The organism is Mycobacterium sp. (assembly GCF_965229105.1).
Lineage (GTDB): Bacteria > Actinomycetota > Actinomycetes > Mycobacteriales > Mycobacteriaceae > Mycobacterium.
This window is the reverse complement of sequence record NZ_OZ245858.1, coordinates 3,990,878-4,011,086: the sequence shown is the minus strand read 5'-3', so window position 1 is coordinate 4,011,086 and position 20,209 is coordinate 3,990,878. Positions and strand designations below refer to the sequence as shown.

The window sequence follows — 20,209 nt, the reverse complement described above, 5'->3', positions numbered from 1 at the left end:
CTCAGCGCTGACCGTCGACGGCGAAGGTGACCAGTGCGGCCCAATACAGCGGGCTCGCACCGGCGTCACCGCCGCGCCAACGGCGCATCTGGGCGCGCTGCCAGCGGTTCACCGCAAACCCCGCGTCGGCCTGCTGGTGCGCACCATCCACCGCGATGATCAACTCGGCCATCGGATCGACCTCCGGCCCAGCCGGCGCGGTGAACTGCCGGAAACCCGCGGTGGTGGGCAGCGACCACAGCGTGGCGGTCACCAGCTGCGCGCCGCCGAGAATCATGGCGGCGACCAGACCCGTCGCCTCATCGAACTGATAGTCGCCCCCGGACGCGCAGGCCAGCAGCGCCACCCGGGGCGGCAACGGCAGCCGCATGGCCATCAGGTCGGCAGCAGTGAGCGCTGTCTGCTCCGCCAGGTGGATCGACGCCCGGTCGGCATGCCCGATATCACCATCGGCGGCACTGGCGTGCCCAACGAACAGCAGCCGATTCGGCGCCTGAGCGAGCTGGCCGGCCAACCACTCCCGATCGGCATCGGTGCGCCGGAATAACTCGACCGAGGTGTCGACAGCCGGTAGCACTGGCTGAGCGGCCATCAGCTCGGCGAAGTACCGCGCCAACCGGGTCTGCGGGGTGGGCCGACCCAGAACCGAGCCGAGCACCGAGTCGGGGCGCTGCCCTGGCACCCGAGGGTCCAGCAGCAGCAGCGGCGGGTGACCGGCCAGCTGGGCCCACGGGGTCGGCGAGCGGGGTGAGTGCACGATATTCGGCGGTGCCGCCATCAACACGTCGACCAGTTCCATCAACCGGTAACCCTCGGTGCGGCCACTCAGATCATCCAGCTGCCAAGGAATTCGGGCCGGCTCAGGACCCGACGGCGTCATCGCGGCGGCCCGCGCACGGACCAGTTCTTCCCGCGTGGGCCCGGTGATCGGCACAGCCAGCAGCCCCCATGGCACACCGGCCAGGCGCGCGCTCGGCGCGACGAACAGCACCGCGCGGTCCGCACTGACGCACTCCATCAGCAGGTCCCATCCAGGGGCGCCGATCAGCAGGACACCCAGAATGTAGGCGATGGTCAGCTCGGTCTGCGGCGTCGCGAATGGCCCTGCGGTCAAGGCTCTTTCGATGGCGTCGCGCCGCGACTCGGCCGGTTGCGGATTGGGCATCGCATCGACCAGCTGCGCCAGCGCGGTCAGCAGTATCGGCTCCTCCACCACCCAGGTGACGGTTCTGGACGGCTGCCCGATCACGCGCAGACTCGCATAGGTCGCGATGCCGACATCGGCGAATCGCAGTACCAGCGTCAGTCGATCGGCCGGTGCACTCACGGCCACGTCGACCATGCGGTCTCGTCCGCGGTGACCTCGCGGTGGTAACGCTCATAAGCCAGTGCCCGGTAACGCCCGAGGATCGGCTGGCTGCCGGGTTGCATCTGCAGCGGTGGTAGCGGGCCCAACCGGGTCAGTGCCCGGCCACCGGGGCCCAAGGGTCCGGCCGCTGTCAGGGAACCGGCAACGAGCGCCAATTCATCCTCGTCTGCCCTGACGGCCGTCGCGGTGGCCGCCCAGTCCCCCATCTGCTCAGCTTGCGGCGCAGTACTGAATGTGCCGCGCGCGCTGTGGTATTCGATGAGCTCGCTGATCAGTTCGGTATTATCGGCTTCCCAGGCGACGGCGAACGCGCCGGCCAGGATCGGCGCCGCGACGCGGCCCGCCCAGCGCAATCTGGCGTCGGCGTCGGCGATGGAATAGCGCACCGAATCCACCGCAAGGGCGGCGGGCACCTTGAGGTCGGCGGCCTGGTCGAGTTTGATCAGTGCACTCCGGTATCCGGCGCTACCGGTTTCGGCGTACGTCACACCCAGTGCGGTGACCTGCCGGGCCTCGGCCTCCTGCCAGGTCTCCGACGGATCGCCTGCGCCGTCGAAACCGAGATCGGCCAGCGCGTCGGCGCGCCAGATGGTGCCGAGATGATCGTCGAGTCTTGCGTACTGCAGCCAGTTGGCCCGCGGCCATGCATCAAGGGCATCCCTGGCCCGCGCAACCAGTTCGACCGCATCGGCGAACCTACCGAGGAAGATCGGAATCCAGCTGCGCTGCATCAAAATCCGGTAGATATAGAGCGGTTTGCCGAGTTCGAGCCAGTGCCGCTCGGCGTGCTCCCAGCTCTGATCGGCGGCTTCGAGGGCACCGGCGGCCATCCTGGTCAGTCCGAAATACAACCAGCAGCGGGAAACGTCATCGGCTCGGGCGTGCCGGGCGATCACCGGATAGGCCGCCCCGACCAGCTCTTCGGTCATCAGGTGGTCACCGGCCGACCAGCTGGCCGCTGCTCGCTCCAATTGTGTTCTGGCGGTGTCTAGTTCCCAGCCGCGGGCGGTGGCCCGCGCCCCGGCCCGCGCAAGCCAGGGCAGCGCCTGCGCCAGGCGGCCGGTCTCGACGCAGAATCTGCCGTATCCGGTGCCCGCGATCACCAGGAGCCGGTCCGACTCATCGTTGGGGTAGACCTCCGGCGCGCTGACGGCGGCGATCACCTGCTCCCACAATGGCCCCGACCGAATATGCAGATCGTCATCGCAGAGGGCTTTGGCACAGAGCACCGTGGCATAGATCAGCAGATAGTCCTGCTCATCAGCCAGGAGTGCGAGCTCCGCAGCTGCGGCATCGTGCTCACCGTTGGCCGCAGCCAAGCCGGTCCGCAGCAACCGCACCCATCGCAGGTAGCGCCGGATCAGCTGCTCAGGAGCCGCTTCCATAAGGCCAGAGATTCGCTGAATACATTCGGCCACTGCATCATTGGCGCTCCGGGCGAGGTATATCTCCCCCAGCTGAGCGAATGCCTGCAGTGCCAGATCCCGCCGATCGGCGGCATCGATGCGCGGTAACAGCGCCAGCAGAAGGTCTCTGGCACCTGCCTCATCGGCGGCGAACGCACGTTGGCGCGCCTGGTCGAGCTCCCCTTGCAGATCGGAAGTGATCGACACGGCAGCATCATATGGCCAGCGGTGGGCGTGCCAGGCACGCCCACCGCTGGCCAGGTCAGGGATTGGCCGAAGGATCAGCTGCAGGTCACCTTGACGGTGAACTTCTTGTTGATCATCCCGGCCATCGGATTCTTCATATCGGCACCGGAGGCCTCACCGGTGATGGTGTAGGAGTTGCCGTCGACCGACACCGAGGCGTTGCCGACTTTCATCCCCATGTTGTCGCTCACCGCGAGCGCGTTGCCGTCGACGACCATGCCCAGTGATTCGACCTTGGGCGTTGCTTCGTCGGTCATCACGATGCCCAGCCCTTGCTGGCCACCGATCGCACCGCTGGCCACGTTGATCTTGCCGCCCTGTTTGACGCAGGTCACGGTACTGGTGTCCAGGCCGACCAGCGCTGCGCCGTCGACTGTGACCTCGTTACCGCTTGCCGCGGCGGCGGGCTTACTGCTGGCGGCGGGGGTGCTGCTGCCGCTGTTGTTGCTCTGGGTGTCCGAGCAGGCCATCAGGATCGTGGCGCCCGCGCTCAATCCGACCACTGCCGCGAGAACTCGTTTCACGGGTCTTCCCTTCGTTCATGCGCCGCCTCGTTGGCGCCGTCGAAGAGAAGTACAGACGTCGTGGAACGCTACCGATCCCAACATCGGCAGGCTCTCGCTGGTGGGCACACTCTGGACCGCCGAGTTGCCCCGGACACCGTGAGACCGCAAGATCCGTGTCAATGACTTCCAAGGATGTACAACTCGCCTTTGAACTGGCCGGCGTCGACGCGATCGGGCAGGGCAGCCTCCTCGCCTCCGGCGAGCTGTCGGCGACCGAGCTCCTCGATGCCGCGATCACCCGGCTGGAGTCGGCGCGCGACCTCAACGCCGTTATCGCCGACCTCTTCGATCGGGGACTCGACCAGGCCGCCGCCCTCGATGCCGACGGTGTTCTACGCACCGGCACTGCCGGTCCGGTGGCCGGAGTTCCGTTCCTACTCAAAGATCTTGGCGCATCGTTGGCCGGCGCACCGGAAGCGATGGGCTCCCGCGCGTTCCGGAACCGGACCGCAACGGAAACGTCCGCCATCATCGAGCGGTACCTGGCGGCGGGGCTGGTCGTATTCGGTAAAACCAACACCCCGGAGTGGGGTAACCACTGCACGACCGAACCATCACTGTTCGGCCCCACCGTCAATCCGTGGTCTCCCCTGATCACCCCCGGCGGCTCCAGTGGCGGGTCGGCCGCGGCGGTGGCTGCGGGCATCGTGCCCGCGGCATCCGGCGGGGACGGCACCGGATCGATTCGAGTCCCGGCCTCGTGTTGCGGACTCGTCGGGCTCAAACCGCGGCGGGCGCGGACGTCGTTCGCGCCGGGGGCCGGGCACGGGATGGAAGGTCTGGTCAACAACCACGTCCTGACTCGCACGGTCCGCGATAGCGCGGCACTGCTGGATATCGTGGCCGGCGCCGAACCAGGGGATCCGTACTCGGCGCCCCCGCCCGCCGCCCCGTATCTGACGTCGATCTACCAGGTACCCCCGGCACAGCGGATCCTGATCAGCACCACCTCACCGTTTCCCGGAACCGCCACCGATCCCGCGGTCGCCGCGGCCGTCGAGGCGACGGGCCTGGTGCTCGAACGCCTCGGCCACCGCGTCGAACCCGGTGCGCCGACGATCGACCCCGACGAAGTGGCCGATGCGATCGCTGTTCTGCACACCGTCAGCAACGCGCAGCTGCATGCGCTGGCCACCAGCCACCTCGGCCGCGAGCCGCATGAAGACGAGTTCGAGGCCAGCACCTGGGTGATGGTCCGCGAAGGTTTCCACACCACCGGTGTCGCCTATGCCGCAGCCATCGATGCCGTGCATGCGCAGACCCGGCGCTTCACGACCACGATGGGTGCTCATGATGTGCTGCTTGTCCCCACCCTGCTGACCGGGCCGCCGCCATACAAACTGCTGGACCAGCCACGCGGTACGACCAGGGCATTCTTCGACGTGGAGTTCGCCACCACCGGCTGGACCACGCTGGCCAATATCACCGGCTGGGCGGCAATCTCACTGCCACTGGGCACGACGTCGAGCGGTCTGCCGATCGGTGTTCAGCTGATGGCGCCGGACGAGACGATCCTGCTGCAGCTGGCCGCCCAGCTCGAACTGGCGATGCCGTGGTCTGATCGGCGGCCGCCACGGTGGGTCGCACCGGCAGCTACCTGACGCTGTGGGTCTGTCTGGACTGCGTCGGTCCAGATATCACCCGTGCGAGACTCTGCGAATGATCGATATCGCGCGCCCGAGACTCGAGGGCAATGTCGCCGTCAGCGACGACCGGCAGATCGGCTTCGCCGAGTTCGGTGACCCTGCGGGCCGGGCCATCTTCTGGCTGCACGGGACTCCGGGGGCGCGTAGGCAGATCCCGGTCGAGGCCAGGGTGTACGCCGAACAGAACCGCATCCGCCTGATCGGCGTCGACCGGCCTGGCATCGGCTCGTCGACCCCGCATCAGTACGGCACTGTCGCCGATTTCGCCCATGACCTGCGAACGATCGCCGACGTACTGGGCATCGACCAGATGGCCGTGGTCGGATTGTCCGGCGGCGGCCCCTACACACTCGGCTGCGCGGCGGTGATGCCCGATCGCGTCCTGGCTGTCGGTGTGCTCGGCGGGGTGGCACCCACCCGAGGTCCCGATGCCATCGCCGGCGGTGTGATGGCGCTGGGTTCGGCTGTGGCACCGGCACTTCCGATCATCGGGCTGCCGCTGCGACTGGCCGCGGTCAGCTTGATCCAGTTGATCCGACCGGTCGCGTCCTCGGCATTGGAGGTGTACGCGCGGATCTCACCGGAGGGTGACCGCCGGATGCTGGCCCGGCCCGAATTCAAGGCGATGTTCCTCGACGATCTGCTCAACGGCAGCCGCAAACAAATGGCCGCGCCGTTCGCCGATGTCGTCGTCTTTGCCCGCGACTGGGGTTTCCGGCTCGAAGAGATCAAGGTCCCGGTCCGGTGGTGGCACGGCGATATGGACCATATCGTGCCCTACGCGCACGGTCAGCACGTCGTGTCGCTTCTGCCCGACGCCGAGCTGTACACCCTGGCCGGAGAGAGTCACCTCGGTGCCCTCGGGCGGGCGGAGGACATCTTGAGCACGATGCTGGAAATCTGGGACGACCAGCTACCGGAGTGACCGAGCACGACGATCACTCGGTGCGGGCCAGTACCTGGTGTACGACGTCGATGCTGGTGTCTGGATGCAGGAAGGCGAATCGTCCGACGGTTTCGCCGTCCCATTTGGTCGGCGGGATGAACGCCACCTGATCGCGATGCAGGCCCAGGCGGTCGCGGTTCGTCGCGGATCAACCCGTCGAGGCGGGCATGCAGCTCGGCGGCGGTCAGCACACCCTTGTCCAGCGGAACCGGGTTCATCCGGAGCCGATTCTCGGCGTAGGCCAGCACGCTGCGCACCATTTGTTCCGTCGTCTGGTCCACCTCGTGCATGGGTCAATCCTCGCCCGCGAGCACCCGTTTCAGTAGGTGCATGGCGATAGTTGTGGACCGTTCACGGATATCGGCCCGATTTCCCGGCAGGTGCATGGTTGTGGTGCGGGTCTGGCCGTCAGCCAACTTCACGCAAAAACACACCGTGCCCACCGGTTTGGCCTCGGTTCCCCCACCTGGTCCGGCGATCCCGGTGATCGCGATCGCGGTATCCGCGGCAAACCGGTTCAGCGCGCCCTGCGCCATCGCCTCGGCCACCGGTTCCGATACCGCCCCGGCGCTGGCGATCAGATCCGCCGGCACGCCCAGCAGGTCGGTTTTCGCATCGTTGGCGTACACCACGGCGCCGCCGGCCACGTAGGCCGACGAACCGGGTCGCTCGGTCAGCCGCGCCGCGACCAGACCCGCGGTGCACGATTCCGCTGTCGCGATGCGCCGACCCGACAAGAGCCCGGCCACCTGGTCATCGATCAACGAACCGTCGGTGGAAAAGACGACGCTGCCGTGCCTGTCCTGCAGCAGTCCCACCAGCCGGGCGTAAGCGTCCGCGGCGTCCGGCTCGTAGCGGGTGACCACCTCAAGTTCGCCGCGCCGAAGGCAGGTGGTGATCTCCAGGCCGTCGAAGCCGTCGATCATCCCTTCGGCATCGCGCAACGTTTCGGCCAGTCCCGACTCCGGCAGGCCGAACATCCGCACGGTGTCCTGCCGGTAATGGGTACGGCCGGCGATCGCCTGCTGCAACGCGGGAGTTTCCACTGCCATGCGCCACATCGGCTGCAATTCGCGCGGCGGCCCCGGCAGCACCAGCACGGTGGGTTTTCCCGGACCATCGCCGGGCACGATCACCCCTGGTGCCGTGCCCACCGGGTCGAGAATCACCGCACCGGCGGGCACCATGGCCTGTTTGCGATTGGCGGCGAGCACCGACTCGAAATCGGCCGTATTGCCGGGTCTTGTCAAACGTTGCGCCATCAGGCGTTTGAGAATCACCGCGATCTTGTCTTCGAGAGCGTCGTCCAGCACCAGCTCGCGGCCGCAGAACTGGGCCACCACCGCGACGGTCATGTCATCGGCGGTCGGGCCCAGTCCCCCGCTGGTGACGATGAGGTCGACACCCTCACCGGCGAGGAAACGCAGCTGGGCATCGATATCGCCGGGCCGGTCACCGCAGATGGTGATATGGGCCAGTTCGATACCCAACTCCAGCAGTTGATCGGCGATGAACGGACCGTTGCGATCCTGCACCCGACCGGTCAAGACCTCGGTCCCGGTGACGACAATTCCCGCGCGAACACTCACCCGCTAGGCCGGCGCAACGCCTGGAGCGCGGACGATCATCGGGACGGCAGGAAAGTACGCTGCCATCTCCGAGCGCGATTTGCGCAGCGCCGCAGTCCCGTAACCGTGTTTGCGGTGCTCCGGGTGGATCCAGATCCGGACGTTGACCTCACCGTCGACGAGTTCACCGAACACCATCCCGACCTTGTCGGCACCTTCGAGCGCCACAAACCAGGCGGCCTCCTCTGCAGCGACCCTGGCCAGCGCCGCGCGGATCTCGTCGTCGAGATCGCCTGCGGGACTGCCAGAACCGTCACCGGCAGCCTTGATGTCATCGGTACGCGCGGCGAAGAGGTCGCGGTCACTGGTGTGGGAGAACGGGCGCAGTGCCAACGTGTCACCACGGCTGGCCGGCCGCTCCTGGAGCGTGAAGTGCAACTGGCTGTTCAGGTCGTCGAGTTCGGCGGCAATGGTCCGGCGCGAGTCCTTGGTCAGCTGGTTGAAGGACAGGCCGAGCACGGCCTCGGCGCAACGTGTCGACGTGTCGAGTAACGCAGCAAGGGATTCGAGTGCGGCCGCCCTGTCGTCGGCTTCGACAATCGCGTCGAGCACCTCGTGCCGACGGTTCAACGCCGTCAGAAGGGCGTCGGTGATTTCACGGCGGTCGGCGGCGATGTCTTGATCGGGCATGCCGCAAGCCTAGAACAGTGCCGGCTCAGAACGGTCCCCGATGACGTGGGTTCGCGGTTTCGCTGCTGCCCAGCTGCAACGGGACCATCGCGTGGGCCGTGGACCAGCAGCCGTACTTGCAGGGCTATCTTAACCCGATGACCGAGGTCCGCCCGTTCCGCATCGACATTGCCGACAGCGATCTCGACGATCTCCGCACCCGACTCAGCCGCACCAGGTGGCCCGAAGCGGAATGCGTCGACGACTGGAGTCAGGGCATGCCCTTGACCTACACCCGCGACTTGGCGCAGTACTGGCGTGACGACTATGACTGGCGCGCCAGGGAAGCCGCGCTGAACAGGTTCGACCAGTCGATCACCCAACTCGACGGTCTCGATATCCACTTCATCCACCAGCGCTCACCCCATGACGACGCTTTCCCGTTGGTGCTGACACACGGCTGGCCCGGGTCGATCGTCGAATTCCACAAAGTCATCGAGCCACTGACCAACCCGACCGCGCACGGCGGGCGGGCCGAAGATGCCTTCCACGTGGTCTGTCCGTCGCTGCCCGGCTACGGCTTCTCAGCGAAGCCGACCAGCACCGGCTGGGGGGTGGACAGAATCGCCGAGGCATGGGAGGTGCTGATGCGCCGCCTGGGCTATCACCGCTACGGCGCCCAGGGCGGGGACTGGGGTGCGGCGGTCACCACTGCGATCGGGCGGAACGTCGGCGGCTGCGCAGGAATCCACCTCAACATGCCGCTGGGCAGGCCGCCGGCCGGCGGCGGGGGCGAGCCGAGCGAGGACGATAAGGCCGCGTTGGCTCGGCTGCAGTATTACCAGAAGTGGGATTCGGGTTATGCCAAGGAGCAGTCCACCCGGCCGCAGACCATCGGCTACGGGTTGGTGGACTCCCCGGTGGGGCAGCTGGCCTGGATCGTCGAGAAGTTCTGGTCGTGGATGGATTGCGACGGTCACCCCGAGAATGTGCTCAGCCGCGACGAACTGCTCGATAACGTGATGGTGTACTGGCTCACCGGTTCTGGAGCGTCGTCGGCACGGCTGTATTGGGAGAGCTTCGGAAGTGGCGGTGCCGGCGCGCGTGTGGAGTTGCCCACCGGAATCGCTTCCTTTCCGAAGGAGATCATCCGATCCCCGCGGGCCTGGTGCGAGGTCGCCTACAACATCACCCACTGGAGCGATATGGCGCGCGGCGGGCACTTCGCCGCTTTCGAGCAGCCCGTTGCCTTCGTCGACGATGTGCGGGCGTTCTTCGCGACGGTGCGCTAGCGGACCGCTGCCGGTTTACCGGTATCGATGGGCACCACGATCTGATCGGTGTTGTACCCGTTGACCCGGACCCATTGCGGTGTCGCACCGGATGTCGGCACCAGCGCGCGCACCTGCACCGTCTCGCCGGGGAACACCGTGACGTAGTTGTCGCTGTACTCGACAGGCAGGATCTCATCGCCGTCGCGGGTGGCGGTCACTTCTGCCCGTTCGAAGAACGCCACCTGTTTGGAGGTGTTCGTCAGCGCGATGGTCACGGCGTCACCGCCGTTTTCAGCTGAGCGCTGTGCGCGGACGTCCAGCGGTGTACGGGGCATCCAATTCAAGGCGGTCATATCCGCCCAGCTGGTCTGTTTGAGCGCGAAGGCCGCATCGTTACTCGGATCGCCGACATCGTCACGCTGCTGCGATTGCCAGTAGACGTTCTCGCTGAGGACCTTTCCGGCGGCGTCCATCAGTTCGCATCGCACAAAATACACCGGCGAACTGACCGGTATCCGCGGCAGCGATAGTGCCTGTGCCGCACCACCGGACGGGATATCGATACCGGCGGCAGTGCGGTCATCACGAACCCGGCCCTGCAGGTCATAGGTACGGACCCGCACCTGCAGGTCCCGTTGGTCGTCCGGAGATTGATTGACGGCGGTGATCTTGGCTTGACTGTGGTCGCCGGTGGCGTAGGCGTCGAAGACCGCCGATAGCGGCCGTAGGCCGGTCTTGGCGCCGTAATAGGCGCCGCCGGGCCGCAGGTAGTAGTCGAACAAGTTGCCGAAGAACGACGGCCAGTGGTTGTTGAGCATCCAGTAGATGGTCATCTTGTGGGTGTCCCAGCCGTTGGCAGCGAACGCCTCGAACTGGGCCCTGGTCGACTCATAGTGTGCGAGTTGAGCTTTGCGTGCGAATTCCTCGGCGCCGCGAGACGACCCGTAGCGGCGGACGACAGCGGTGCGGATGCTTTCCAGCTGCGAATTGCTGCTGTCGGACCCGGCGTGAAAAGACCAGGCCTCGTTGATGGGCCACAACTTATCGGCGGGGATGAACTGTTTGAGGCTCGCGAACGGCGGGATGTGCTCGTTATCGCCCTGCTCCGCCGACGATCCACGGGTGGCGGCGTACTTACCGGCAAACCAATAGCTCGGCGGCCGCCAACTGTACGGTCCGGCCATCTGGATGCCGTCCCAGGCGATATCGCCGTTCTCATCCCGGTTGATGGACGAGACGGTGTCGACAGTGGCGTTCTGCCAATGCAATTCGGACAGGATGTCGTGGTACCAGCCACGTACCTCCGGCGGCGCCCGCCCGTCGCTACCGTTGGCCCAGATGAACGCCGACGCGTGCGGACCGAACTCCTGGATCTGGGACCGCATACTGGCCTGCGCGATATTGCGGTCCTCGGTGTCCCACTGCGCCCATTTCTCCCACTGGTTGCAGCACATCCATCCGTACATCAGCGGGATGCCCAACTCGTCCGCCGTTTCGATCAGGTGATCGCCGGGGAACTTGCCCTCCAGCCGCAGCATGTTGAGCCCGAGGTCTTTGACGTAGCTCAGAATTGCGGTCTCGCGGTCCGGGTCGTATTTGAAGAGTAGATCCGGCGTATAGGTGGCCCCGCGGATCAGGAAGTCCTTGCCGTTGACCGTCAGATAGAAATTGCCACCTGTGCCGAGTTCGGGGAACTGGGTGTCTTGGTCGCGATGCTGTGTGACGGTGCGGATACCGAAACGCTGGTGGGCGGTATCCACCGCGCGGTCGTACTGGCGGAATTCCAGCTGTAGGTCATAGAGGTCGGGTTTACCCATGGTGTAGGGCCACCACAGGTCCGGGTGCTGGATCGTCAGCTCGCTGAACGCGTCTGGGCTGAAGGTGACTTCTCGTCGCTGGCCGGGGTACAGCGTCACCGGCTGCTCGACCTGGATGCTCGGCTTACCGGCGCGGGAGATGGTCGCCCGCAGCACGCCGCGCAGCGCCTTGGCCGAATCGTTGCGTACGTCGGCATTGATCGTCAGTCGGGCGGAATCGGTGTTGGGCAACGGAAGTTCGGTGGTGACCGTCGCCGCGCCGAGTGTCGCCGCACCCGAACTCTTGAGGTACACCGGTTTCCAGATGCCGGCGTTGCGGTCCGCCGGGAAGGAGTTGCCGTTGGCCGGATTCTTCTGCGGCCCTTGGTATCCGAGGTACTTCCAGTTGATCCAGTCATACCAGCTGTCGGCGAGTTCAACCCCGTCGACGTCCTGGATCGCCTGCTCCGGGGTGACCTTGACGGCTAGGACGTTGACCTCGTCGGGACGAAGGAACGGTGTGACGTCGAGTTCGTGCGCGACGTACATCCCCGCGATCTGCTTGTTGTCGGCAACCAGGCGACCGTTCAGCCAGATTTCGGCCCGGTAGTTGATCCCCGGGAATTGCAAGGTGTACGTGCTGTGCCCGGCGGGCGCGGTGAACGTGGTGCGATACCACCAGTCCTGTTGAAAGAGGTCCTGCGGCACCTCATCGCGCAGGTTGGTGCCGTAGTAGAGATTGGGATAGGTGCCGTCATCGGAAAGCGCCTGCAAGACCGTCGCCGGCATCTGCTTGACCACATGCCAGTCGTCTGCGCGGTAGTCGGCACTGGAGATGGCGGCGCCGTCGGCTCGCACATCGCGCGCTGAGCTCAGTTGCCAACCTTGGGCCAGTTCCACCGTCGAGGGAGCCGCCTCAGGCCGGGCAAACGCAGGAAAATCTCCGGCGCACAGGATGAGGAGAAGGACCAGCGAGGCGGCGAGAATCCGACGGCCGGCGGTTCGACGCGTCCCACTCGATATGACCCGGCCTCCTGTCGTGACTACGCCGATACATTACGAGATTCGGGAGGCGCCGACGAACCGAGCCGCCGGCGTACTAAACTAGAACACGTTTCAGTTTCGCCCATCGCCCCAGCAAGGAACAGGCAATGCACACTTCTCTCTGTGACCAGCTCGGCATCGAATTTCCGATCTTCGCGTTCACCCACTGCCGCGACGTAGTGGTCGCAGTCAGTAAGGCGGGCGGTTTCGGCGTGCTCGGAGCGGTCGGTTTCACGCCCGAACAGCTCGAGATCGAGCTGAACTGGATCGACGAGAACATCGGCGACCACACCTACGGCGTGGACATCGTCATCCCCAACAAGTACGAAGGCATGGACTCGAACCTGCCCGCCGACGAACTGGCGAAGATGCTGGTGGACATGGTGCCCCAGGAGCACCTGGACTTCGCCAAGAAGATCCTCATCGATCACGGCGTCCCGCTGACGGCGGAGGACAACGAGAGCACGCTGCAGTTGCTTGGCTGGACCGAGGCGACGGCCACCCCGCAGGTCGAGGTGGCGCTGCAGCATCCGAAGATGACCCTGATCGCCAACGCGCTGGGTACTCCGCCGAAGGACATGATCGAGCACATCCACGCCGAGGGCCGCAAGGTCGCCGCACTCTGCGGGTCGGCGTCGCAGGCGCGTAAGCACGCCGACGCCGGCGTCGACATCATCATCGCCCAGGGCGGTGAGGCCGGCGGGCACAGTGGCGAGGTCGGCTCGATCGTGCTGTGGCCGCAGGTCGTCAAAGAGGTGGCACCGGTGCCCGTGCTGGCCGCCGGTGGGATCGGCAGCGGCCAGCAGATCGCCGCGGCACTCGCGCTCGGCGCGCAGGGCGCCTGGACCGGTTCGCAGTGGCTGATGGTCGAGGAAGCCGAGAACACCCCCGTGCAGCAGGCGGCCTACATCAAGGCCGGCAGCCGCGACACCGTCCGCAGCCGCTCGTTCACCGGTAAGCCGGCCCGGATGCTGCGCAACGACTGGACTGAGGCCTGGGAGAACCCGGACAACCCGAAGCCGCTCGGAATGCCGTTGCAGTTCATGGTCTCCGGGCTCGCGGTATCGGCAACCAACAAATATCCCGACGAGTCCGTCGACGTCGCGTTCAACCCGGTCGGCCAGGTGGTGGGTCAGTTCACGAAGGTGGAGAAGACCTCGACGGTCATCCAGCGTTGGGTGCAGGAATACCTCGAGGCGACAAGCACGCTCGAGCAGCTCAACGAAGCCGCGTCCGTCTAGGCGTAGAAGTCCTGCTGCCAGCCCTTGGCACCCGCGCACAGCAGCGCCAGGCCGTCCACGGTCTGCGCTGCTGCCCCGCGGGGGTTCGGGCATGGCGCACCGATCGTCTGCACTCCGTACAGCGGCGGTGACCACACCCAGAAACCGGTCTCCACTGGCGGCCACTGGTTGGGGATGTAGTGGCAGGCGTAGGTCTGGCCGGTATCGCCACGACCGAAGATGAACCGCTCCCAGCTGGTGCAAGCGGTGCTGTATTCGACGCCGTAGACCATGTTGGGCACGTCGGCTAGGCCCTGGGTGGGCGCCGCGCCGGCCGCCGGTGCGGTCGTCAGGGGCGCAGTGACAGCGGCGATGACCATGGCGGCCGCGCTCAGTGCAGTGGATAGTTTGCGAATCATGTCCCGCCCTCGACGCTTTGAAGGTTCGTAACTCTCACAGCCTGTGCCCCCGCCACCCCTGCAGCTGGAAAGCCTAGTGGGTGTGATCGACGGCCATGGTCAACTCACATCTATTGCTCTGGTTGCGCGAAACGATCTTTTACGCGAAACGCGGTACCGGCAACGGGCACATCGCCGCTGCGGGTGGTTACCTAGAGCGATGCTGTCCAGCCGCAATTTCCTGATGCTGGCAGGACTCGGGGCCCTGCTCGCGACGCTGGTGTTGGTCGCGGGCGTGGTGACCCGCCCCGGTGGCGCAGGCACCCTCCCCGCCGCCGATGCGGCACCGACCTCGACCACGACAAGCACAACCTCGACCACCAGGTCGGACCCCTATGCCGCCGACACCCGCGGCTTCGTTGATTCGAAGGCCCGCTGCGATGACGGCCAAACAGCGGTGGCCTTGGGCCGGACCCAACGATCGCTTGTCGTGATCTGCTCCACGAGCACCGGTGGCTACGAGTACCGGGCGGTTCGGGTCAGTGACGACGCCGATCTCCAAACGCCGGCGACGGCGACCAGCGACGGCTTCGAGGCCGATACCGACGGGGCCGTGTATTCGGTGTCCCCGACGGAACTGGTCGTCACCTCCAACGACAAGGTGATCTACCGCGACACCTGGATCGAATATCGGCAGCAGCCGACGTTCACCACGGCGACGACCGCTACCACTACCACCGCCAAGCCGACGGGATAGCGCTCAGCTAGAGGCTCGGCGCGGGCACGGCTTCGGCTGCCGGCGCAGTCGGGACGGGCAGAACCGCATCCGCAGGGGGCAGCGGTGCCGTTGCATCGGCAGGCGCGGCCGACTGCGGACCTGTGGACATACCGGCCGGCGGTGTCGCATTGGCGTCCATCGGGCGTTGCGTGAGCAGCAGCAGGGCGTCGCCACCACTGACGTCCTGAGTCTGCACGGCATGCCAGAGTTCCCGCAGATAGGACAAACCGTGTCCCTGCGGCGGGCCGGTCGGATCATCCGTGGTGCCCGGCGGCAGGTTGTCCGGGCTGGGCAGATGCGGGACAGCCGCAGGCGCAGGCGCAGGGTCTGCGGACAGCTGTTGGACCGGAACAGGTTGGCTGGGATCCGGCGTGAGCGGGGCCGGGTCAGCGGATGCCACCGGCATCGACGTCAGCGTTACTACCGTGAGGACTCCGAGTGCACCGAGGGCTGCCGACATCGCCACCCGGCGGGATTCGATACGCACCATAACTAGTGCTTCACCTCAGCCGCCCCATTCGTTACAGCGACAACACCCGCGCCTTGACCGCAACCCGCCCGGCGCCCGAGAGTCCATATCCCACGATGACGAGACCGGTGGCCAGGAGGGAGATGTTGATCAGCAGTCCGCTCATCCCGACGGTGACCGGGTCCAGGAAGTAATAGGGCGCCCGTCGGCCGGCGCGATTGAGCACGAGCAGAGCCAGACCGAGGTAGACAGCGGGATACGACAGCCAGGCCAGGGGCTGCCACCATCGGACCTGACTTTGGCTGTGCCCGACCAGGAGCCAATCGGCGACCGCGAGCGCCGGTACGACGATGTGCAGCAGAATGTTCGCGCCGGTGTAGCCCATGCTCATGTCCACCAGATACAGGTTCCAGATCACGCCGGCGACCAGGACGTACATGACGACCGCCCCGCGCAGGCCCACCCGATTGTCGGCCCGCGGTGACACCAGCGTCCACAGGTAGTAGGCGGCGGCCAGCACATTGGCTTGGTAGGTGAACGTCACCAGCCGCCACAACACCCCGGATCGGGATTGTGTTTCCACCAACGCCATCGCCGCGAGGACGGCGACGATGATGCCCGCGCGCAGCACGACGCGCACCTGCCGCTCGTCAAACCGCACGTCTTCAGTCATACACGTCGTGATGTTTTGCAGCGGTTTCGACGCGACCACCCTCGTTCAGAACACGTTCCAGTTTTGCATTTCGCAAGCTTTTCAGAAGCGGCCACAACGCGCCCATCAGCGGTGTACCAATGCAGTCGAAGCCTAGAACATCTCGTATGAAGGAGCACCGATGCCGAGTCCGAGCCTGCCGCCCGGTTTCGATTTCACTGATCCCGACCTCAATCGCGAGCGACTCCCGGTCGAGGAACTCGCCGAGTTACGCCGCAGTGCGCCGATCTGGTGGAACGAGCAGCCGCTGGACTCGGGATTCCGCGACGGCGGCTACTGGTTGGCGACCAAACACAAAGACGTGAAGGAGATTTCGCGACGTAGTGACGTCTTCTCCAGTCTGGCGAAGACGGCCCTGCCTCGATACCCGGAGGGTTCCACCCAGGAACAGCTGGAGACCGGCAGCTTCGTCCTGCTGAACATGGACGCACCCCGGCACACCCACCTGCGCAAGATCATTTCGCGCGGCTTCACACCGCGTGCGATCGAACTGCTCAGGGAGGACCTCAGTCAACGCGCGCAGGACATCGCCAAGGCGGCAGCCGCCGAGGGAACCGGCGATTTCGTCGAACAGGTCTCCTGCGAGCTGCCGCTGCAAGCCATCGCCGGACTCATCGGCATCCCGCTGGAGGACCGCAAGAAGATCTTTGACTGGTCCAACCAAATGGTCGCCGACGACGATCCTGAGTTCGCCCATCACGACGGCCGCAACTCGGCAACAGAACTCATCATGTACGCCATGGGGCTGGCTGCGGTTCGCGCCGAGGAGCCAGGCGAGGACATCGTCACCAAGCTGATCCAGGCCGACGTCGACGGCCACAAACTCACCGATGACGAGTTCGGTTTTTTCATGGTGCTGCTGGCGGTGGCCGGCAACGAGACCACCCGCAACTCGATCACTCACGGCATGATCGCCTTCGCCGAACATCCCGAGCAGTGGGAGCTGTTCAAGCGGGACCGACCGGCGACCGCAGTCGACGAGATCGTCCGGTGGGCCACGCCGGTGAGCACGTTCCAACGGACTGCGCTGAGCGACTACGAGCTGTCCGGGACCCAGATCAAGCAGGGCCAGCGGGTGCTGATGTCCTACCGGTCGGCGAATTTCGACGAAGAGGTGTTCGACGACCCCTTCTCCTTCAATATCCTGCGCGACCCCAACCCGCATGTCGGGTTCGGCGGTACCGGGGCGCACTACTGCGTCGGTGCCAACCTGGCGCGGATGACGATCGAGTTGATGTTCAATGCGATCGCCGACCACATGCCGGACCTGGCCCCGCTGAGTACCCCGGAGCGATTGCGTTCGGGCTGGCTCAATGGCATCAAACACTGGCAGGTGAGCTACTAAGACCAGAAAACCGACTGGTCTGACCACTTGACGTCTGTCCTCTGTGGGGGCACGCTGGCCTGATGGCCTTACAACCGGTGAATCGGCGTTCGGTACCCGAGGACGTCTTCGAACAGATCGTCGGTGAAGTACTGCGCGGCGATATGGCGCCCGGCGAAACCCTGCCCAGCGAGCGCAAGCTCGCCGAAGTGCTCGGCGTGTCCCGGCCTGCGGTTCGCGAGGCACTCAAGCGGGTGACGGCCGCTGGGTTGGTGGAGGTCCGCCAAGGCGATGCGACCACCGTGCGCGATTTCCGGCGGCACGGCGGGCTCGACCTGCTCCCGCGGCTGCTGGTACGTGACGGCGGGCTGGATCCGTCGGTGGCCCGCAGCATTCTGGAAACCCGGTTACACAACGGCCCAAAGATTGCCGAACTGGCCGCCCAGCGGCACGGCCCGGCGCTGGCCGGGTTGCTCGCCGACGCCATCGCTGCGCTGGAAGCCCAGGGCGACGCCGTCGAACGACAACGTCATGCACTGGCCTTCTGGGATCACATCGTCGACCACGCCGATTCGATCGCCTTCCGCTTGATGTACAACACGCTGCGGGCGACGTACGAGCCGGCACTGCCAGCGCTGGCCACCCTGATGGACCTTGAGGTGAGTCGACCGCAGGCCTACCGCGTACTCGCCGACGCCATCTGCGCGGGTGATCCCGTTGCCGCGAAACGGGCCGCCGTCGAGCTTCTCGAGCCCGCAACGACGGCAATGATCGTGGCGCTGGACGAGTTCGGTGCGCAGTCATGACCGCCACCCCGGCGGTCCGCCGTGGTGTCACCCTGACCGAGGCCGGCCGTGAGTTCTGGAAACACCCGTCGCCGTGGATGATCGCCACCACCTTGGTGGCCGCGGTGACCGCGCGCATCATCGTCGCCGACTGGCAGCTCACTGACGCGCTTCTACCGCTGGGGATGCTGGCCGTTTTTCCGTTCTTCGAGTGGGTTGTCCACGTCATGGTCCTGCACTGGCGACCGCGCCGAGTCGGCCAGGTCACCATCGACCCACTGCTGGCACGCAAACACCGTGAGCACCATGGCGATCCGCGCGACCTACCGCTGGTGTTCATCCCGGCCAGGTCTCTGCCGTGGATCCTGTTGGCCGCGATACTCATTGCCACACTGGCGTTTTCCACGCTCTCGCGACCAGCGCTCGGGCTGACTTTCCTGGTGTTCCTCGCCGCACTCGGGCTCGGCTACGAATGGACGCATTACCTCATCCATACTGACTACAAGCCGAATTCGTCTGTCTACCGGGCGATTTGGCGCAACCACCGCCAGCATCACTACAAGAACGAGCACTACTGGTTCACTGTCACCAGCTCTGGTACTGCGGACCGTTTACTGGGTACCTACCCCGACTCGGCCAGCGTGGCAAGCTCGCCGACAGCCAAGAACCTGCACGGCGCGATCAGCTGATCAGTTGCCGAGGTGCAGTTTCTCTTTGAGCCATGACCGAACCGGCGTCTGAGGTTCTGGTGGCGCCACGACCTGCGGCGGCGGCACGTATGCGGGCGGGGCCACATAGGCAGGTGGCGGCACGTAGGCAGGTGCTGGCGCGGCCGGCTCGTCGGGAACATACGCCTCTGGCGGGTCAGGAACATACTCAGGCGCAGGCGCAGGCAACTCGACCGGAGCTGGATCGATGGCTTCCGGCGGCGGCGGTACATCGGCCACCGGGATCGCCGGCGGCGGCGCCGCTGGCGCGATCGGCTCGACGGGAAGTGCGATCGGGGGTGTGCCCGCGGTCTGGATCACTTCACGGCTCTCCACCGGGATCGGCTTCGCCGGCACCAGGTGCGGACCCAGCGCCAGCGATACCGACACCACGAAGGTGACCGCCCCGGCCACCAGCATCGTCATCGGACCGGCGTAAGACTTGCGGGTGGTGGGACGAGGTTCAGGCGTGTACTCCCAGGCGTCCTGGTCCTCATCGCTACCGAAAAGGTCACTACCGAATAGGTCGTCGCCGAAAAGCGGCTGCCCGGAGGGCGATGCCGCCGAGGCCAGGGCTGCGCCGTGCGCCAGGGCCAGCTCTGCTTCCGGTGGGTCGAAGACCGGCAGCGACAGCGCCTGCTCGAGCCGGGTCGCCACGGCCTTGAGCCCACCGACGGAACCGACCACGAACAGGCCCTCGGGCCGCCAATCGTCGCGGTCGAAGATCGCGGTCACCCACGAGACGAGCAGGTCTTCGCTGTCGATCGTGTGGCTGATCAGTGTTTCCACTTCGCCGCCGTCGGTTTCGACCAGCGACAGCATCACCGCATCCGGCTCCACGACACAGACCGCAGTGCGCTCGTAGCCGATCACCCGGCCGATACTGCAGGCGAGCGCCTCGGCGGCCTGCGGCAACTTCACCAGGACAATGTTGTGAAAACCGACTCCGGCCAGCGAATCCAGCAGCTGGGACGCTTCCATATCGGCGCCGTCACTCCAGGTGACCCCGATGGAGTGCAGCCGCTGGCCTTCGGCTTCGGCGATGCTGAGTACCGCCTCGGCCACCTCCTCGGAGGCCCGGGTGGTGAATTCGTCGTGCTCGAGGGTGGCTCCGTCGCCGGATTGACCCTCAACCAGGACGGTCTGGACATTCGTCGGTGTCACCAGGAGACCGAGAACCGTGTCCACTCATGTACTCCCTTCGTGCCCGGACCGTCACGCTGACCGGGAAGGCGAGGCCTGGATCTACCTCGCTCCGCGTGAGCCTACCCGCGCTCGGGTATAGC

At 65.9% G+C, this 20,209-nt stretch carries 18 protein-coding genes; 8 read left to right on the top strand and 10 right to left on the bottom strand.

Features of this window, described 5'->3' with window-relative positions:
* Window position 1 precedes the first annotated feature (1 nt).
* The 3 genes from ADBZ9O_RS18640 to ADBZ9O_RS18630 form a co-directional block, all read right to left on the bottom strand.
* Complete coding sequence (locus ADBZ9O_RS18640; RefSeq protein ID WP_526524423.1) at window positions 2-1,342, bottom strand: CHAT domain-containing protein; 1,341 nt, start codon at window positions 1,340-1,342, stop codon at window positions 2-4.
* Window positions 1,324-2,982 carry a hypothetical protein gene (locus tag ADBZ9O_RS18635; protein WP_526524421.1) on the bottom strand — a complete coding sequence of 553 codons (1,659 nt, stop codon included), beginning with the start codon at window positions 2,980-2,982 and terminating at the stop codon, window positions 1,324-1,326. Before ADBZ9O_RS18635 ends, ADBZ9O_RS18640 begins: the two co-directional genes overlap by 19 nt.
* Window positions 2,983-3,056: 74 nt before the next feature.
* Entirely contained in the window at window positions 3,057-3,545 is a 489-nt protein-coding gene (locus ADBZ9O_RS18630) for a lipoprotein LpqH (RefSeq protein WP_526524419.1), read from the bottom strand.
* Between the two features lie 161 nt (window positions 3,546-3,706).
* Here ADBZ9O_RS18630 and ADBZ9O_RS18625 point away from each other — a divergent pair, with 161 nt between their 5' ends.
* Both ADBZ9O_RS18625 and ADBZ9O_RS18620 read left to right on the top strand, forming a co-directional pair.
* The gene (locus tag ADBZ9O_RS18625; protein ID WP_526524417.1) at window positions 3,707-5,188 is read left to right on the top strand and encodes an amidase; all 1,482 of its coding nucleotides are present in this window, start codon (window positions 3,707-3,709) and stop codon (window positions 5,186-5,188) included.
* Window positions 5,189-5,246: 58 nt separating this feature from the next.
* Window positions 5,247-6,158, top strand: coding sequence for an alpha/beta fold hydrolase (locus ADBZ9O_RS18620; RefSeq protein ID WP_526524415.1), 912 nt, complete (start codon window positions 5,247-5,249; stop codon window positions 6,156-6,158).
* Between the two features lie 314 nt (window positions 6,159-6,472).
* On the opposite strand, the gene ADBZ9O_RS18615 is transcribed toward ADBZ9O_RS18620, so the two are convergent.
* Both ADBZ9O_RS18615 and ADBZ9O_RS18610 read right to left on the bottom strand, forming a co-directional pair.
* On the bottom strand, window positions 6,473-7,768 hold the full coding sequence (locus ADBZ9O_RS18615) for a competence/damage-inducible protein A (RefSeq protein ID WP_526524413.1): 1,296 nt from the start codon (window positions 7,766-7,768) through the stop codon (window positions 6,473-6,475).
* A 3-nt stretch (window positions 7,769-7,771) separates the two neighbouring features.
* A complete protein-coding gene (locus tag ADBZ9O_RS18610) occupies window positions 7,772-8,437 on the bottom strand; it encodes a GNAT family N-acetyltransferase (protein ID WP_526524411.1) in 666 nt (221 codons plus the stop codon).
* Between the two features lie 137 nt (window positions 8,438-8,574).
* Between ADBZ9O_RS18610 and ADBZ9O_RS18605 the strand changes: the two genes are divergently transcribed.
* A complete protein-coding gene (locus ADBZ9O_RS18605) occupies window positions 8,575-9,708 on the top strand; it encodes an alpha/beta fold hydrolase (RefSeq protein ID WP_526524409.1) in 1,134 nt (377 codons plus the stop codon).
* Here the strand turns inward: ADBZ9O_RS18605 and ADBZ9O_RS18600 are convergent.
* On the bottom strand, window positions 9,705-12,386 hold the full coding sequence (locus ADBZ9O_RS18600) for a glycoside hydrolase family 2 protein (protein WP_526524407.1): 2,682 nt from the start codon (window positions 12,384-12,386) through the stop codon (window positions 9,705-9,707). The genes ADBZ9O_RS18605 and ADBZ9O_RS18600 overlap by 4 nt on opposite strands.
* 251 nt (window positions 12,387-12,637) lie before the next feature.
* On the opposite strand from ADBZ9O_RS18600, the gene ADBZ9O_RS18595 reads away from it, so the two are divergent.
* Window positions 12,638-13,771 carry a nitronate monooxygenase gene (locus ADBZ9O_RS18595; protein WP_526524405.1) on the top strand — a complete coding sequence of 378 codons (1,134 nt, stop codon included), beginning with the start codon at window positions 12,638-12,640 and terminating at the stop codon, window positions 13,769-13,771.
* Here the strand turns inward: ADBZ9O_RS18595 and ADBZ9O_RS18590 are convergent.
* Complete coding sequence (locus ADBZ9O_RS18590) at window positions 13,768-14,169, bottom strand: hypothetical protein (RefSeq protein ID WP_526524403.1); 402 nt, start codon at window positions 14,167-14,169, stop codon at window positions 13,768-13,770. The genes ADBZ9O_RS18595 and ADBZ9O_RS18590 overlap by 4 nt on opposite strands.
* 199 nt (window positions 14,170-14,368) lie before the next feature.
* Here ADBZ9O_RS18590 and ADBZ9O_RS18585 point away from each other — a divergent pair, with 199 nt between their 5' ends.
* A complete protein-coding gene (locus tag ADBZ9O_RS18585; protein WP_526524401.1) occupies window positions 14,369-14,905 on the top strand; it encodes a hypothetical protein in 537 nt (178 codons plus the stop codon).
* 7 nt (window positions 14,906-14,912) lie between these two features.
* On the opposite strand, the gene ADBZ9O_RS18580 is transcribed toward ADBZ9O_RS18585, so the two are convergent.
* Together ADBZ9O_RS18580 and ADBZ9O_RS18575 are read right to left on the bottom strand one after the other, a co-directional pair.
* Entirely contained in the window at window positions 14,913-15,416 is a 504-nt protein-coding gene (locus ADBZ9O_RS18580; protein ID WP_526524399.1) for a hypothetical protein, read from the bottom strand.
* Window positions 15,417-15,447: 31 nt separating this feature from the next.
* Window positions 15,448-16,068: a Pr6Pr family membrane protein gene (locus ADBZ9O_RS18575; protein WP_526524397.1), complete on the bottom strand. Its 621-nt coding sequence runs from the start codon at window positions 16,066-16,068 to the stop codon at window positions 15,448-15,450.
* A gap of 160 nt (window positions 16,069-16,228) precedes the next feature.
* On the opposite strand from ADBZ9O_RS18575, the gene ADBZ9O_RS18570 reads away from it, so the two are divergent.
* From ADBZ9O_RS18570 to ADBZ9O_RS18560, 3 genes are all read left to right on the top strand, one after another.
* The gene (locus ADBZ9O_RS18570) at window positions 16,229-17,452 is read left to right on the top strand and encodes a cytochrome P450 (protein ID WP_526524395.1); all 1,224 of its coding nucleotides are present in this window, start codon (window positions 16,229-16,231) and stop codon (window positions 17,450-17,452) included.
* Window positions 17,453-17,514: 62 nt separating this feature from the next.
* Complete coding sequence (locus ADBZ9O_RS18565; RefSeq protein ID WP_526524393.1) at window positions 17,515-18,237, top strand: FadR/GntR family transcriptional regulator; 723 nt, start codon at window positions 17,515-17,517, stop codon at window positions 18,235-18,237.
* Window positions 18,234-18,905 carry a sterol desaturase family protein gene (locus ADBZ9O_RS18560; protein ID WP_526524391.1) on the top strand — a complete coding sequence of 224 codons (672 nt, stop codon included), beginning with the start codon at window positions 18,234-18,236 and terminating at the stop codon, window positions 18,903-18,905. The genes ADBZ9O_RS18565 and ADBZ9O_RS18560 overlap by 4 nt, the downstream gene beginning before the upstream one ends.
* Here the strand turns inward: ADBZ9O_RS18560 and ADBZ9O_RS18555 are convergent, their stop codons facing one another.
* Entirely contained in the window at window positions 18,906-20,111 is a 1,206-nt protein-coding gene (locus ADBZ9O_RS18555) for a DUF7159 family protein (RefSeq protein WP_526524389.1), read from the bottom strand.
* Between the last annotated feature and the right edge of the window lie 98 nt (window positions 20,112-20,209).